Genomic DNA, 14,058 nt, shown 5'->3' with positions numbered 1-14,058 from the left:
TGTCGGACACTGGAGGAAACCGTGACCGGAACCGCTCCCCGAGACGTCGAGCGCGTCTATTCCACCGCCGACGTCGTCGCGAAACTGCGCCGTCTCGCCGACGCGCTCGAGTCGGAGACCTCGTTCCGCATCCAGATCGCCGGGGAACGCTTCCGCGTCCCGGCCCGCGCGCAGTTCTCGATCGAGCACGAGCGAGGCGACGGCGAGGAAGAGGTCGAGTTCCAGCTGAAGTAGAAGATCGAGGAGTCGGACGACTCGGCCGAGGCCGAGGACTCCGACGAGACCGTCGTCTGACCTTCGGCAAGAGGTTTCGCGTTCAGTCCTCTCGTTGCGGTAGTTGCACGCGCAAGGATCGCAAGCAGAGGACTGAACGCGGGTCGTCAGGTTGCCCTGGCGACGAGTTCCATCCAGAAGTCCGGCCCGTACCTGGCGATCTTCGAGAACTCCATCTTGCCCGCCGGACAGGCCCGGTTCGACGTGTCGGTGACGCCGTTGCTCCAGTGCACGATCGCCCAGACGCACCGGCCGTCCTTCATATGGTCGGTCACCCAGATCTCCAGGTAGTCCGCGCACTCGCGGTACCAGATCGACCCGGCGGTGTCGTCGCGATGGTCGCGGACGTCGGTGCTCCGCTGAGGGCACACGCCGGCGGCGTCGGCCGGGTTCGGGCGTCCGACGTTCACCTGGAGGTCGGCCTCGTAGGTGATGAGCGTCCACGGCCACACCCCGGCGACCGCGGTCGCGACCAGCACGCCGACGATCGCACCGGAGAGCAACAACACGAGCCGATGCCCGAAGCCGAACCGACGGGGAAGCACCGGCGGCGGCGCTTGCACGGGGTCACCGAAGGCGAGTTCCACGACGTCGCCGCCCACCACCGGCACTGTGGCCGACCGGGCGAGGACACCCTGCAGTCGCTTCACCGTTTCTTCGGTTTGTCCCAGGCCGAGAAGAATGGCCCGCAGCTCGCTTTGCGTCGGCGGTTCGCGCCTGCCGTTCTCGATTTCCGAAATTCGTTCACGCCTGACCCTGAGCCCGTGTTTCGCCGCGCGGCCCGCGACGTTGTCCTGGGTGAGACTCCGTTCGTCCCGGAGCCGTTTGATCAGCGCGCCGAGCTCTTCGACATCGGCGATGTCACCGGAATCGCCGCTCCGGGCTTCCATAGCGCTCCCCTGTCCCCTCAGCGCTGTGCGACCGTGCGGACGTAGATTAGCGACATCTCGCGGAGCCCGTGTCCGGGGCCGCGTCTTCGCTGGTCCACACAGTGTGCGCTGTCGCGACGAACTTTCCCGACGTCGCGACGGGGCGACATTCCACGATCTTTCCTCATCCGGCGAAACAAATGAGGAAGGAACTCCTGTGACACACGATCTCACCGGCGCGGCGTGGTTCAAGAGCAGTCGCTGCGGAGGCGGCCCGACCTGTGTGGAAGTCGCCTTCCTGGAAACGGGGGTCGGTGTCCGGGACGCCAAGGATCCCGGACCCGCGTTCGTCGTCGATCCCGCGAACTGGTCGGCTTTCGTCCGCCATTGTGCTGGGACCCCGGACGGTCAGGAATGCGACCCCGCCACGTCGTGAATCAATTCCACCGATTCCGCGGGTTCCAGCGCCAGCGCCTGGACCCGCTCGAACGCCGAGACGTACACCGCCACGCGGTCGGGTTCCTGGGTCAGCCGTCCTTCGGTCAAGTCGTCGGTGTAGACGACCTTCGGATCGTCGGGCAGCGGGAAGCCCAGGATGATGAACCCGCCCGCCTGGGCCGGGTGCATCCCGGCGGACGACGGCAGGACCCGCACGGAAACGTGCGGGTCCCCCGCCGCCTCGGCCAGGTACCGCAACTGCGCGGCCATCAGACCCGGTTCGGGCACCGGACGGCGCAGCGCCGCCTCGTCGACGACGACCGACAGACGCGGCGGGTCCTCCCGCCGGAGGAGCGCCTGGCGATCCATCCGCAGCCCGACCCGGCGCTCGGCGACCTCGGACGTCGAACCGGCGGCGAGGGACAGGGCGAGCGCGTACTCCCGGGTCTGCAACAGGCCAGGGATCCAGTACGGCTGGTACTCGCGGATCTCGCCGGCCTCCTCCTCGTACCCGAGGTAGAGGTTGTAGCCGTCGTAGATGACGCCGTCGAACTCCGGCCGTTTGCCGCGCTGACGCGACACCGCGAGCATGGCGGCCCGGCGGGCACCGGTCACCTGGTAGAAGTCCAGCAGCTCCCGCAGATCCAGCGGCCGGACCGCGACCTGGCCCGTCTCGATCCGGCTGACCTTCGCGGACGAGCACTCCAGCCGCGCCGCGGCCTCGTCGAGCGTTCTGCCCGCCTTCTCCCGAAGTTGCCGAAGTTCGCCACCGAACCGGCGGCGGTCCTCCACCGCGTCAGACGCCCCTGCCACTCGATCTCCCATCGACGCAAAAACTACACAATGCAACTCTTGCACTACGTGACGCGAGTCACTACCGTCCATGCAGAATGCAATTCTTGCACGAGGGGGCACGTTCCATGGACAAGATGATCGAAGAAGGCGTCCCGGAGGTGGTCGAGAACGCCTTGGGCAGATGGCTGCTCTATGCCGTTTTCTGGCTCACCACGGCGATCCTCGCCTTCTGGTTCCTCAGCACCGGCCTCGTCTACGGCGCTTTCGTGATCGGTGCGCCGCTGGTGCTTCTTCTGTCGACCCGGTTCCACGGGCTCGCCACGGTCTCCACCGCGTTGATGGTGGTCGCCGGTCTGGCGGCACTGGTCCCGGCGTTCTTCCTCGGGAAGTACAAGGCCGTCGAGGACGGCCACACCGGGCTGGTCCTCGTCGGCTTCCTGGTGTTCCTGATCTGGGGAGCCGCGTACCCGGCCATACTCGACAAGTTCGACGAGCGCTTCCATCTTTCCCTGTACCCCAGGGAATCACGGCCGCGCAAACTCGAGCCCGAAGAGCGGGACGAGTTCGCGATGCTCCGCGTCCTCCTGGTCAAGGCCGCCATCGCCACCCTCACCATGCTCGTCGCCGACGCGTCGATCGTCGCCGTCGTCTGCCTGCTGGCCCTTCTGCTCCGCAGCCACTGGTCCGCGGCGGTCGCCGGATTGGCCTGTCTGCTCGAAACCGTCGTGGAGATCAACGGACTGAGCGTGGTCGTCAAATTCGAGCCCGTGGAGATCGCGGCCGGCGTCGTCGCCGCGTCGTTGTGGTGGGACGCGATCAAGAACCCGTTGTGGGACCGCCGGATCCGGCCGGGGGCGGGCCGATGATCCAGCCTCCGGGAAACGTGCTCCCGCCACCCCGTCCCCTGCCGTCTCCGACATCGGCCCGCCGCTGGGGCGCGCGGTGGATCGACTGGCTGGTGCCATGGCTGGTCACCGCGCCGCTCTGGTTCCTGACCGTCGAGAGGATCCAGGCCGAAGCGGGCAAACACGGCTTCACCTTGGCGGGCAAAGGACTTTTCAAGGCCGCCTTCGGCGAATGGGGCGCACTCGGCGATGCCGCCGGCGAGGAAGTAGGCGACCTGTGGGGCGACGTCGTCCTGTGGATCGCCCTGACACTGGCTGCGCAGGTCCTCCTGATCATGGTCTACGAAGTGGTCCTCGTACGGACTTGGGGACGCACTCTCGGGAAAGCCGCGTTCGCCCTCACTGTGCGCCGAGCCGACGGCGGCAAGCTGAACTTCGGCCAGGTGTGCGCCCGGACCGCGATCACGGTGCTGGCGCCGGGACTCGGGTGGGTGCTGCTGGTCGCGGCGGTCCTCCAGCTGAGCGTGCTGCTCGCGCTGGCCGGGATCTCGCTCCTGATCTTCTCGGCGGTGGAATGCGGTCTGCTGCGGGGATCGCCGGACGGCAAGACCTGCTGGCACGACCGGCGGACCGGTTCGGTCGTGGTCCCCAAGACCTGGACGGAACAACTGCGGCAGGCGCGCGAGTTCCAGCAGCGCGCGTTCGACGGCGGGATGACGTTCGCCAGGCAGGCCTGGCAGGCGCCACAGGTCCAGCAGCTCTCACAACAGGCTCAGGCCACCTTCCAGCAGGTGCGTGAACGGGGCCGTCAGGCGATGTCCCGCGATGACGAGCGGAACCGGCCTGGGTGATCAGGCGGCTTCGAGGACGAAGAACAGGAAGCTCGGAGCGGTCGCGAGCAAGGGGAAGTCCTCGGGGAACAGTTCACGGGCGGCCGGCACGGGCTGGGGTTCGCCGATGGCGGAGATCCGGAAGCCGGCCGCCGTGAACGCGTCGGTCATCGCGTGCAGCGGCCGGTTCCAGAAGCTCATCCTGGCGGTCTGCCCACGCAGTTCGAACTCGAAGGTCGCGTTGTAGATCTCGAAGTAGTCGGGCCTGCGCCCGGCCATCCGCTCGATGCAGTAGTCGGCCGTGGGGTGGTTGACCGAGGCGATGAGCCTGCCGCCGGTCTTCAGCACGCGACGCATCTCGGCGAGCGTCGGCCCCCAGTCCTGGAGATAGTGCAGCACCAGGGACGCGATGACGTCGTCGAACGTGTCGTCGGGGAACGGCAGCGGGTCGGCGAGGTCGGCGACCCGCAGGTCCGCGTCGGCGCCGAGCCGCCGCTTGGCGTGCTCCAGCATCCCCGCGCTGGCGTCGATGCCGCTCACGACGGCGCCTTGGTCACGCAAGGCCGCGAAGAGCGGGCCCGATCCGCAGCCGGCGTCGAGGATCCGCCTGCCCGCCACGTCCCCGGCGAGCGCCAGGGTCGCGGGACGCTCGTAGTAGGCGTTGTTGAGGCTGGTCTCGTTCTCGGCCGTGTAGGCCTCCGCGAAACCGTCGTAGGCGTTTACGGGAACCGAAGTCATGTGATCGATACTGGCACGACCGGCCGGATGGCCGCCGTCGGCGAAACTCAGACGATTCCGCCGTTGGCGCGGAGGACCTGGCCGTTGACCCAGCGGGCCGGGCCGGCCAGGAACGAGACGACCTCGGCGATGTCGCCCGGGGTCCCGAGGCGTTCGAGCGGCGGCTGGGCGGCCATGCCCGCGATGGTCTTCTCGTCCTTGCCGTCGAGGAACAACGCCGTCGCCGTCGGACCGGGGGCGACCGCGTTCACGGTGATGTCGCGGCCGCGCAGTTCGCGGGCCAGCACCAGCGTGATCGCCTCCACCGCGCCCTTGGTAGCGGCGTAGGCGGCATACCCCGGCAACGCCAGCCCGAGCACCGAGGTGGAGAAGTTGATGATCGCGCCGCCGTCGCGGACCCGGCGGGCGGCCTGCTGGTCGACCACGAAGGTGCCGCGGATGTTGGTGCGGTGCAGGCGGTCGAGCCGGTCGAGGTCCAGTTCGGCCACCGGCGCGAGATACATCGTCCCGGCCGCGTGGACCACGACGTCGACGCCGCCGAAGGTCTTCTCCGCCGTGTCGAAAACGGTCGCCACGGCGTTTTCGTCGGCGACGTCGGCTTGGGCGGCGATCGCCTGACCGCCCTTCGCGGTGATCGTGTCGACCGCGGCCTGCGCCTCGTCCTTGTTGCCGCCGTACACGACGACGACCGCGAAGCCGTCGGACGCCAGTCGTTCGGCACTCTCCCGGCCGATACCCCGCGAACCGCCGGTAACGATCGCAACGCGTGTCATGGTGCACTCCCATCAGGTGTTTCCGTCGCTAACATAAAAACCGTATCAGCGATATCGAACCAGCGCTACCTAGAAGGTGTTATCGTCGATCCGTGACGTTGACGACGAAGGACCGGCTGGTCCGCGCGGCCGCCGATCTGCTGGTGGAGGGCGGACGCGACGCGCTCTCGACACGAGCGGTCAGCGCGGCCGCGGGCGTCCAGGCTCCGACCCTCTACCGCCTCTTCGGAGACAAGGACGGTCTGCTCGACGCCGTCGCGGCCTACGGTTTCGAGAGCTATCTCGCCGGGAAGCACGCGCTCGGGGAAAGCGACGACCCGGTCGAGGATCTGCGGCGCGGCTGGGATCTGCACCTCGACTTCGGGCTGTCCCAGCCGGCGTTCTACCTGCTCATGTACGGCGAGCCTCGCGTCCGTGAAGCCCGCAAGGAGGCGGACGGGATGCTCCGCCGCATCGTCGAACGCATCGCCGCGGCGGGCCGCCTGCGCGTGCCGGTGGAACGAGCGGCGCAACTGGTGCACGCGACCGGGATGGGCGTGATCCTCTCGCTCATCGCGAGCCCGCCCGAGCAACGCGACCTCGACCTGATCAGCGCCGCCCGCGAGCACGTCATCGGGACGATCACCACCGATTCCGCCGATGACGGCGCTTCGGACATCCCCAGCCGCGCGGTCGCACTCAAAGCCGCACTGGAAAAGGACCCGGTGGACGCGCTGACCCCGGCCGAGCACGCGCTGCTCGCCGAATGGCTAGACCGTGTCGCGCGCTAAAACACGTGTGCCGTCCGTCTGATCACGCGTGCCGTCCGCCTGATCACACGTGCCGTCCGCCTGATCACACGTGCCGTCCTTCGACGCACACCGCCCACCCCTATGTCCCGAGCCCGACCCGATAAGTCTTGCGCGCACCCGTGATCAGGTGGACGGCGCGCGTGACCAGAGGGACGGCACGCGTGATCAGGTGGACGGCACGGCCTAGCCGACCGCCCTCGCGGCGGCCACCGCCTGTCCGGCGTAGGTCCGTCCGAAAAGGACGGTGTGGACGAGGAGCGGGAACAGCTGGTGCGCCCCGGTCCGCTCGGCCCAGCCGTCGGCGAGCGGCGTGACCTCCTGGTAGGCGGCCAGCACGCGATCGTGCAGCGGGCAGCCGAACAACTGCAGCATGGCCAGGTCGGTCTCCCGATGACCGCCGTGCGCGGCCGGGTCGATCAGCCACGCGTCGACGGCACCCCACAACACGTTGCCGTTCCACAGATCGCCGTGCAGGCGCGCCGGGGGTTCCGCCGGCCCGGCAACTTCCGGAAGCCGCGCACAGGCCTTCTCGATGACGGCGGCCTCCTCGGCGTCCAGAGTGCCTTCGTCGACGGCACGGCGGACGTAGGGCACGACCCGGTACTCGGCATACCACCGCGGCCAGTCCTCCCCCGTCGCGTTCTCCATCGGGGCGAGGCCGATCCACGCTTCGGCAGGACCGTCGGGCGGCGCCGCGCCGAACGCGGGCGCCCCTGAAGCGTGCAACGCCGCCAGTCCCCGGCCCAGACGTTCCGCCGCGTGATGCGTCGGACGTCCACCACCGACCAGTTCGGTGACCAGCCAGTCACCGTCGTTACCGCGGACCTCGGGAACCCGCACCGCGCCTGCCTCGGCCAGCCAGCGCAGTCCCGCCGCTTCCGCGGCCGCCGCGTTCCGGGTATGCCCCCGTTTGACGACGACGGTGTCCCCGCTGTCCAGGACGACTTCGGTCACGGTGTCCGACAGCCCGCGTTGCTCGGCGACGGCTCGTCCGGTGAAACTCGTGGCCGCCTCGGCAGGCGTCGAAACCTGGGTCATGTCCCGCAACCTACCTCCGCCGATCGGGTGAACGCTCGTTGTCTAGAGTGATCAACGGGGGAAATCCACGCGTTCACATCTCGAGGGGAGATCGGTCGTGCCCACACGTCCGAGAGTTCGTCATGCCGTTTTCGCCGTCATGATCGGCGCCGCGCTGGCAGGGTGCACGACACCCGACACGTCCGGCCAGGTCAAGGCCGCGGGGAGCACGACGTCCGGCGAGGCGCCGTCGTCGACCGCGCCGACGAGCACCGAAATGCCGTACCTGACCACCACTCCGACGCTGGAGGTCACCGACCAGACGGTCAAGCCGGGTACGAAGCTGAAGTTCGGCGAGCAGGCGATCATCCCGTTCTACAGCCGCTACGCCAAGGGCGTCGTCGGGCTGACCGTCACCGTGGAATCGGTCAAGGCACCCGATGCCGACATCGATGGCCTGCCTCTCAAGGACGAGGACAAGGCAAAGCTGCGCGGCAAGAATTTCTTCTTCGTCCGTGAGAAGCTGACGAATATCGACGGCACCAATCTCGCCGAAGTGACCGCGCCGATCCTGACCGCCAAGACCAAGAGCGGCGGCTGGCCGGGTTCCCTCCTCGGTATGGGCGACAGCGACGTCACTGGCTGCGAAGACCAGAACTTCGCGCCGAAGGACTTCTCGGCCAAGGGAGCAGTGTTCGAGGCCTGCCGCCTGCACTTCGGCGTCGCGTCCGACCCGATCACCTCGCTGGCGTACACCACCCAGCCGTACGAAAGCGCCGATTCACGCGCCGTGACCTGGCGGAACAAATAGTCCGAGCCTAGGCCGCCTCGAAGACCTTCCGGGCGCGCGCGGCGGCCAGGCTCGCCCGGCAGGCGGTGATCAGCCGTGCCGAGGCGGCGCTTTCGCCGTGACCGCACCGAGGGCAGTACATCGTGACGTCACCGGACAGTTCGTCGACGGAGACGGTCAGCGCCGTACCGCACGGGCGGCACCAGCGGTGCCGGGTGACCGGGTTGACGTGCGTCGGGGACGCCACGCACTGGTGGATCCAGCGTCCGTGCACGTGACAGGTCAGGCGGTCGTCCGGCGCCAGGCGGCCGACGTCTTCGGCGTCGTCCTCCATCGTCAGCAGAACCGGCAGGGTGCGGCTCACCGGGTTCAGCCGCGTGGTCGAGGCCAGTGTCGTGGTGTTCATCGCTTTCTCCTTCCGGCTCTTATCAGGACGTCGAACGAGGTGCGCCGGATACGACATGGCGGGTGACCTTTCGGGCGAACCTCCCCCGGCTGGGTGATTTGATCTTGATCATCCCAAACCGTTACCCCGTTCGGGTTAACCGCGCGTATCTTTCGGATCATGACGGCTGCGCTCACCTTACTGTCCACTTCGGACAGACGCGGGCCCGGTTACCTGCTGTTTCCGCCTGCCGGAGGCACGATGCGGACCTTCGATCCGCTCGCCGACGCGGCCGGGGCGGACGTCTGGGGCGTCGAATACCCAGGACACGGGGAACGGCTCGTGGAGTCTCCCGCGAAGACCGTCGAAGACCTGGCCACACACCTCGCCGGCGAAACGAAACGGGACTGGTTCTCCAGGACCGTGGCGATCGGCTTCGGAATGGGCGCCTTCGTCGCGCTCGAAACGGCGCAGCGGCTCGGCGTCGCCCCTGCCGCCCTGATCGTGGTGGACGCGTGCGCGCCGCAACGACGCTCGCCGGACAAGAACGCCAAAGCGAGCGCGTCGGCCATGGGGCGGGTGTTCGGCCGCACCGGTCTCACCCCGGTCGCCGGCTACCGCGACTCCCCCGAAAGCTGGGAGTACGCGCTGGACCTCCTGCTCGGCGATCTCCAGTTGCTGAACACCTATCGCGGGCCCGTGCGGTCGCGTCTCGCGTGCCCGATCGCGGCGATCCGCGGCACCGACGACCCGGCGTTCGCCTCGGGCGACGACGCCACCGGCGGGTGGCGGGTGTGGACCTCCGGTCCGTTCGTCGGCCGCGTCGTCCCCGGCGGGCATCTCGGCGTCCTCGAGCCCGGCCGGGAAGCCGAGTTCTGGGCACGGATCCGGCGGCTCGAAGCGGCGTTCCTCGACCTCCAACCGGAAGTCGCCTAGCCCGGGCGACTTACACAGATGACGTCGTCCGACGGTCGCCGCGCTCTTCGTCAAGCCCCTAACTTCGTCCCGTACCAGGCGTTTCGCGGGAGGAATCAGGATGCTCACCAGGAGAAGGTTCGCGCAGGCCGTCATCGCCGCAGGGGCGGGCGCCACGCTGGCGGGCTGCTCGTCCCAGCCCGCGGCCGCACCGGCGGCGGCGACCGCGACACCTGCGACGACCGGCGGGAACATCTCGTTCGGCCCGCTGAAGCAGATCGACGCCGGTGAGCTGAGCATCGGGTATGCCGAGGCGGGCCCGGCCGGCGGGCCCGTCGTCGTACTCCTGCACGGCTGGCCCTACGACATCCACAGCTATGTCGACGTCACCCCGCGCCTGGTCGCGGCCGGGTACCGGGTGATCGTGCCGTTCCTGCGGGGCTACGGGCCGACGCGGTTCCTGTCGAAGGACACCTTCCGCAACGGCCAGCAGTCCGCGATCGCGGCCGACATCGTCGCGCTACTGGACGCCCTGAAGATCGACAAGGCCGTGTTCGGCGGCTTCGACTGGGGCGCGCGCACGGCCGTGATCATCGCCGCGCTCTGGCCCGAACGCTGCAAGGCCTTGGTTTCGGTGAGCGGCTACCTCGTGACCAACCGGGAGACGAACAAGCAGCCGCTGCCGCCCGCCGCCGAACTCGGTTGGTGGTACCAGTACTACTTCGCCACCGACCGCGGCATTCTCGGCTACGAGAAGAACCGCCACGACTTCAACAAGCTGATCTGGAAGATCGCGTCGCCGAATTGGTCCTTCGACGACGCGACCTACGACCGTTCGGCCACCTGCTTCGACAACCCGGACCACGTGGCCATCGTGATCCACAACTACCGCTGGCGGCTCAGCCTCGCCGACGGTGACCCGAAACTCGAAGCCCTGGAACAGAAACTCGCGCAGGGACCCGCGGTTTCGGTGCCCACCATCACGATCGGCAGCGACTTCGACGGTGTCAACACCGACGGCAAGGCCTACCGGTCGAAGTTCTCCGGCAAGTACGAGCACCGCGTCCTGAACGGGATCGGGCACAACGTGCCGCAGGAAGCACCGGAAGACTTCGCGAAGGCGATCATCGACGTCGACAAGTTCTGAGTCAGCGCGCCCCCGCGAGGTGTTCGAGGGCGAGCTGCGACAGGCGGACGAAGCCGTAACCGCGTTCCGCCGCCTTGTCCGGGTCGAAGTCCTCGAACGCCGACCGGTCGGCCAGCAGGTCGGCGGCGGTTTCGCCCTCGTTCAGCGTCGGCGTCGCCAGCTCCGGGACGAGGGCGGCTTCCAGCGCGGCCTGTACCTCGGGGTCGGCACGGAAAGCGCGGGCGCGTTCGGCGAACAGCAGGTAGCTGGCCATATTGGCCTCGGCGCTGGCCCAGACGCCGTCCATGTTCTCCGTGCGCAGGGGCTTGTAGTCGAAGTGGCGCGGCCCGTCGTAGCCGCCGTGCTCCAGCAGGTCGACGAGGAAGAACGACGACAGCACGTCGCCGTGGCCGAACACGAGGTCCTGGTCGAACCGCGGACCGCGCTGGCCGTTGAGGTCGATGTGGAACAGTTTGCCCTGCCACAGCGCCTGGCCGATGCCGTGGACGATGTTGAGCCCGGCCATCTGCTCGTGGCCGACCTCCGGGTTCACGCCGACGATCTCGTGGTTCTGCAGTGTCGAGATGAACGCGAGCGCGTGGCCGACGGTCGGCAGCAGGATGTCGCCGCGCGGCTCGTTCGGCTTCGGTTCGAGGGCGAGCCGGAGGCCGTAGCCCTGGTCGATCACGTACTGGGCGAGGAAGTCGATGCCCTCGCGGTACCGGTCCATCGCCGCGCGGACGTCCTTGGCGGCGTCGGTCTCGCTGCCTTCGCGGCCACCCCAGAGCACGAAGGTCGACGCGCCGAGTTCGGCGGCGAGGTCGAGGTTCCGCAGCACCTTCCGCAGGGCGTAGCGCCGGACGTCGCGATCGTTGCTGGTGAGGCCGCCGTCCTTGAAGACGGGGTGGCTGAACAGGTTCGTGGTCACCATCGGGACGACGAGGCCGGTCTCGGCGAGCGCGCCCTGGAATCGCTTCAGGACCTGCGCGCGTTCGGCGTCGGCCGAGCCGAACGGGATGAGGTCGTCATCGTGGAAGGTGATCCCCCAGGCGCCGAGGTCGGAGAGGCGGTGCACGGCCTCGACCGGGTCGAGTGGGGCCCGGCTGGCCGAACCGAACATGTCGTTCGCCTGCCAGCCCACGGTCCACAGCCCGAAGCTGAACTTGTCCGCACGCGTCGGTGCCTGAGCCATCACGCCTCCACGAATTAGTTTGATGCCTGAACTTATCCACGCGCCCCGGCCGGGTCAAGGCTTTCGTTCAGGCATCGAACGAATACAATCGCGCGATGATCGGCACGCGTCCGGCGGGACAGCACACCGTGCGACAGCACAACGCCGCCCTCGTCCTGGGCGCGATCGCGGACGGCCCAGGGACCTCACGCGCGGGACTTTCCGCCACGACCGGGCTCACGAAAGCCACCGTGTCGAGCGTGGTCGATAGACTGATCGCCGCGGACCTGGTGGCCGAAGGCGAACCGGAACAACGCGTCGGCCCGGGACGCCGCGGCACCGTCGTGTCGCTCTCCCCCACCGGCCCGCACGGACTCGGCATCGAGATCGGCGTGGACTACCTGGCGTCCTGCCTGGTCGACCTGACCGGCGCCGTCCGTGCCGAGGAAGTCCGGTACGCCGACAACCGGACCCCACGTGTTTTCCAGCGTGTATCGGCGTTCCTGCGCAAAGCCCGTCAGGAGGCGGAGGCGCTGGGCGTGTCCGTCTGCGGGGTCGGGATCGCGGTTCCGGGCCTGGTCGAGTCCGGCCTCGTGCGACTCGCGCCCAACCTGGGCTGGCGCGACGTCGACCTGGCGGACCGCCTCGGCGAAGAGTTCACCGTCGGCAACGAAGCCAATTTCGCCGCGCTCGCCGAGCTCTGGCACGGCAGCGCGTTACCCGACTTCGTCCACGTATCCGGGGAAATCGGGATCGGCGCGGGGATCGTGCTCGACCGGGCCCTGTTCGAAGGCGTCCGCGGCGCGGGCGGCGAGATCGGCCATCTGCCCGTGGCACCGGACGGCCCGCCGTGTTCGTGCGGCGCGAACGGCTGCCTCGAACGAATGGCGGGCCAGGAGGAGATCCTGCGGGTTTCCGGCGCGGAGACGGTGGACGATCTGGTGGCCGCGTTGGAATCGGGAACGGACGCGGCGTTGACCGCGGTCGCCACCGCGGCGGGTCACCTAGGCGTCGGACTGTCCACTGTGGTCAATCTGATGGACGTCCCCGCCGTGGTGCTGGGCGGAACCTACGCCCGGCTCGAACCCTGGCTGCGTGAGCCGCTCCTCGTCGAGCTGGAACGCCGCGTGCCCAGCACGGCGTGGTCGCCCGTGCGGATCGTGCGTTCGCCGCTCGGCACCGGTGCCGCGGTGCGCGGCGCCGCCGGATCGGTGATCCGAGGCGTCCTCGCGGATCCCGAGCACTATCTCACGACTCACTGGCCATCCGATCCGGACGCTCGGGGTCGGTGACCCCGGGCAACGACGGCTCGATCGCCTGCGCACGCTCCTCGATGTCCGCACGCTGGACGCGCCGGGCGTAGGCGATCAGTTCGTCGCGATCTGCGTGCGGGAGCCAGCCCTGCTCACAGCCCGTCTCCAGCCGCACGAGATAACGCACCAACTCGACCGACTCCGCGCCGAAGTCCCGCATGCGGCGGGTCAGCAGCTCGGCCGCTCCGAGATAACCGTTGTTCCAGGCGTGCACCGCGAGCAACTGCGCCGTCGCCGCCATGATGTCGCCGAGATGGAAACCGCCCTCCGCGGCGAGATGCCCGGCCAGGCGGAAACTCCGTCTGCCTTCACCGACCGGCCCCTCCTCGCGAATCGCTTCGAGCAACGCCCCGACCTGTCGCGTCAGGTAGTCCTGACCCGCGCCCTCCACCGTCACCGCACTCCTCCACCCGGTCGCCGCGATCGCAGGGAGGTGTCAATGGGTGGCACGTCAGATACATCGAATGCCGAACCGTTATCACCCGAATGGGCTTGCCCCGTCAACAGGGAGCCACCGCGCCCGTCTCGCCGGCGGCGCACCACCCCGGATGCTCTCGCAGCCATCTGTCGCGCTCCGTTTCGACGTCCCGCTGAGTCATTCCGCGCGCCGCGTCGACGCAGCCACCTGTCGAGCACTTCGTGTTCGTCCCCGGTTCGTAGCACTGGTTCTCATCTTTGCGGCAGGCCGCCTTTCTCTGTTCGGCCAGGGTCCGCTCGTCCTTGGACTTGGTCGTGACCGGCGCCTTTGTCGTCGTCGGCGCCACGGAGGTCGAGGTGGCGACGACCGTCGTGGTCGCCCGCGCACTACCGGGGACGGTCGACGCCGGCTGCGCACTCGCCGTCACCGTGACCGTCGGACGCGCGGGCGTCTCCGGCGCCGCGCAGCCCATCGCCCCGAAGAAGAACACGACGGCAGCCGAGATCAGGAGCAGAACACGCGCCACGTTTCCTCCGCCTCGGCCATCGAACCCGCCTGTATTCGGCGCGAC

General features: G+C 68.6%; 18 protein-coding genes. 9 read left to right on the top strand and 9 right to left on the bottom strand.

Features of this window, described 5'->3' with window-relative positions; translation table 11 throughout:
* The first annotated feature begins 21 nt into the window (after positions 1-21).
* Positions 22-234 carry an amphi-Trp domain-containing protein gene (locus H5J31_RS13000; protein WP_181772782.1) on the top strand — a complete coding sequence of 71 codons (213 nt, stop codon included), beginning with the start codon at positions 22-24 and terminating at the stop codon, positions 232-234.
* A gap of 146 nt (positions 235-380) precedes the next feature.
* Here H5J31_RS13000 and H5J31_RS12995 read toward each other — a convergent pair whose 3' ends face one another.
* Positions 381-1,163: a helix-turn-helix domain-containing protein gene (locus tag H5J31_RS12995; protein ID WP_181772781.1), complete on the bottom strand. Its 783-nt coding sequence runs from the start codon at positions 1,161-1,163 to the stop codon at positions 381-383.
* A 196-nt stretch (positions 1,164-1,359) separates the two neighbouring features.
* Here H5J31_RS12995 and H5J31_RS40415 point away from each other — a divergent pair, with 196 nt between their 5' ends.
* Positions 1,360-1,578 (top strand): DUF397 domain-containing protein, encoded by a 219-nt coding sequence (locus H5J31_RS40415; RefSeq protein WP_328701469.1) that lies wholly within the window; start codon positions 1,360-1,362, stop codon positions 1,576-1,578.
* On the opposite strand, the gene H5J31_RS12985 is transcribed toward H5J31_RS40415, so the two are convergent.
* Entirely contained in the window at positions 1,551-2,393 is an 843-nt protein-coding gene (locus H5J31_RS12985; protein WP_328701468.1) for a helix-turn-helix domain-containing protein, read from the bottom strand. The genes H5J31_RS40415 and H5J31_RS12985 overlap by 28 nt on opposite strands.
* A gap of 107 nt (positions 2,394-2,500) precedes the next feature.
* Between H5J31_RS12985 and H5J31_RS12980 the strand changes: the two genes are divergently transcribed.
* A complete protein-coding gene (locus H5J31_RS12980) occupies positions 2,501-3,241 on the top strand; it encodes a hypothetical protein (RefSeq protein ID WP_181772778.1) in 741 nt (246 codons plus the stop codon).
* Entirely contained in the window at positions 3,238-4,071 is an 834-nt protein-coding gene (locus H5J31_RS12975; RefSeq protein ID WP_181772777.1) for an RDD family protein, read from the top strand. The genes H5J31_RS12980 and H5J31_RS12975 overlap by 4 nt, the downstream gene beginning before the upstream one ends.
* Here H5J31_RS12975 and H5J31_RS12970 read toward each other — a convergent pair whose 3' ends face one another.
* Positions 4,072-4,788, bottom strand: a complete 717-nt coding sequence (locus H5J31_RS12970) for a class I SAM-dependent methyltransferase (RefSeq protein WP_181772776.1) — start codon at positions 4,786-4,788, stop codon at positions 4,072-4,074.
* Between the two features lie 47 nt (positions 4,789-4,835).
* Positions 4,836-5,561 (bottom strand): SDR family oxidoreductase, encoded by a 726-nt coding sequence (locus H5J31_RS12965; protein WP_181772775.1) that lies wholly within the window; start codon positions 5,559-5,561, stop codon positions 4,836-4,838.
* Between the two features lie 92 nt (positions 5,562-5,653).
* Here H5J31_RS12965 and H5J31_RS12960 point away from each other — a divergent pair, with 92 nt between their 5' ends.
* Complete coding sequence (locus H5J31_RS12960; protein WP_181772774.1) at positions 5,654-6,331, top strand: TetR/AcrR family transcriptional regulator; 678 nt, start codon at positions 5,654-5,656, stop codon at positions 6,329-6,331.
* Positions 6,332-6,535: 204 nt separating this feature from the next.
* Here H5J31_RS12960 and H5J31_RS12955 read toward each other — a convergent pair whose 3' ends face one another.
* The gene (locus tag H5J31_RS12955; protein WP_181772773.1) at positions 6,536-7,390 is read right to left on the bottom strand and encodes a fructosamine kinase family protein; all 855 of its coding nucleotides are present in this window, start codon (positions 7,388-7,390) and stop codon (positions 6,536-6,538) included.
* 97 nt (positions 7,391-7,487) lie between these two features.
* Between H5J31_RS12955 and H5J31_RS12950 the strand changes: the two genes are divergently transcribed.
* Positions 7,488-8,180 (top strand): hypothetical protein, encoded by a 693-nt coding sequence (locus tag H5J31_RS12950; RefSeq protein WP_328701467.1) that lies wholly within the window; start codon positions 7,488-7,490, stop codon positions 8,178-8,180.
* A gap of 7 nt (positions 8,181-8,187) precedes the next feature.
* Here the strand turns inward: H5J31_RS12950 and H5J31_RS12945 are convergent, their stop codons facing one another.
* Positions 8,188-8,565, bottom strand: coding sequence for a hypothetical protein (locus H5J31_RS12945; RefSeq protein WP_181772772.1), 378 nt, complete (start codon positions 8,563-8,565; stop codon positions 8,188-8,190).
* A 159-nt stretch (positions 8,566-8,724) separates the two neighbouring features.
* On the opposite strand from H5J31_RS12945, the gene H5J31_RS12940 reads away from it, so the two are divergent.
* Positions 8,725-9,480: a thioesterase II family protein gene (locus H5J31_RS12940; protein ID WP_181772771.1), complete on the top strand. Its 756-nt coding sequence runs from the start codon at positions 8,725-8,727 to the stop codon at positions 9,478-9,480.
* A 100-nt stretch (positions 9,481-9,580) separates the two neighbouring features.
* A complete protein-coding gene (locus tag H5J31_RS12935; protein WP_181772770.1) occupies positions 9,581-10,606 on the top strand; it encodes an alpha/beta fold hydrolase in 1,026 nt (341 codons plus the stop codon).
* A 1-nt stretch (position 10,607) separates the two neighbouring features.
* Here the strand turns inward: H5J31_RS12935 and xylA are convergent, their stop codons facing one another.
* Positions 10,608-11,777, bottom strand: a complete 1,170-nt coding sequence (gene xylA, locus H5J31_RS12930) for a xylose isomerase (protein WP_181772769.1) — start codon at positions 11,775-11,777, stop codon at positions 10,608-10,610.
* A 95-nt stretch (positions 11,778-11,872) separates the two neighbouring features.
* Between xylA and H5J31_RS12925 the strand changes: the two genes are divergently transcribed.
* On the top strand, positions 11,873-13,048 hold the full coding sequence (locus H5J31_RS12925; RefSeq protein WP_181772768.1) for an ROK family transcriptional regulator: 1,176 nt from the start codon (positions 11,873-11,875) through the stop codon (positions 13,046-13,048).
* Here the strand turns inward: H5J31_RS12925 and H5J31_RS12920 are convergent.
* Positions 13,005-13,466, bottom strand: a complete 462-nt coding sequence (locus H5J31_RS12920; protein WP_181772767.1) for a hypothetical protein — start codon at positions 13,464-13,466, stop codon at positions 13,005-13,007. The two genes, H5J31_RS12925 and H5J31_RS12920, sit on opposite strands and share 44 nt — an antisense overlap.
* A gap of 103 nt (positions 13,467-13,569) precedes the next feature.
* Positions 13,570-14,013 carry a hypothetical protein gene (locus H5J31_RS12915; protein WP_181772766.1) on the bottom strand — a complete coding sequence of 148 codons (444 nt, stop codon included), beginning with the start codon at positions 14,011-14,013 and terminating at the stop codon, positions 13,570-13,572.
* Positions 14,014-14,058 lie beyond the last annotated feature (45 nt).

The sequence above is a fragment of the Amycolatopsis pittospori genome, assembly GCF_013870525.1.
GTDB lineage: Bacteria > Actinomycetota > Actinomycetes > Mycobacteriales > Pseudonocardiaceae > Amycolatopsis > Amycolatopsis pittospori.
Note: the sequence above shows the minus strand (reverse complement) of the source record. Positions and strands in the feature narration are given on the sequence as shown.

Bases quoted from the DNA above. Each gene is read 5' to 3' on its own strand.
- H5J31_RS12995 (WP_181772781.1), bottom strand. From the start codon at position 1,163: ATGGAAGCCCGGAGCGGCGATTCCGGTGACATCGCCGATGTCGAAGAG.
- H5J31_RS12980 (WP_181772778.1), top strand. From the start codon at position 2,501: ATGGACAAGATGATCGAAGAAGGCGTCCCGGAGGTGGTCGAGAACGCC.
- H5J31_RS12975 (WP_181772777.1), top strand. From the start codon at position 3,238: ATGATCCAGCCTCCGGGAAACGTGCTCCCGCCACCCCGTCCCCTGCCG.
- H5J31_RS12970 (WP_181772776.1), bottom strand. From the start codon at position 4,788: ATGACTTCGGTTCCCGTAAACGCCTACGACGGTTTCGCGGAGGCCTAC.
- H5J31_RS12965 (WP_181772775.1), bottom strand. From the start codon at position 5,561: ATGACACGCGTTGCGATCGTTACCGGCGGTTCGCGGGGTATCGGCCGG.
- H5J31_RS12955 (WP_181772773.1), bottom strand. From the start codon at position 7,390: ATGACCCAGGTTTCGACGCCTGCCGAGGCGGCCACGAGTTTCACCGGA.
- H5J31_RS12945 (WP_181772772.1), bottom strand. From the start codon at position 8,565: ATGAACACCACGACACTGGCCTCGACCACGCGGCTGAACCCGGTGAGC.
- H5J31_RS12940 (WP_181772771.1), top strand. From the start codon at position 8,725: ATGACGGCTGCGCTCACCTTACTGTCCACTTCGGACAGACGCGGGCCC.
- H5J31_RS12935 (WP_181772770.1), top strand. From the start codon at position 9,581: ATGCTCACCAGGAGAAGGTTCGCGCAGGCCGTCATCGCCGCAGGGGCG.
- xylA (WP_181772769.1), bottom strand. From the start codon at position 11,777: ATGGCTCAGGCACCGACGCGTGCGGACAAGTTCAGCTTCGGGCTGTGG.
- H5J31_RS12925 (WP_181772768.1), top strand. From the start codon at position 11,873: ATGATCGGCACGCGTCCGGCGGGACAGCACACCGTGCGACAGCACAAC.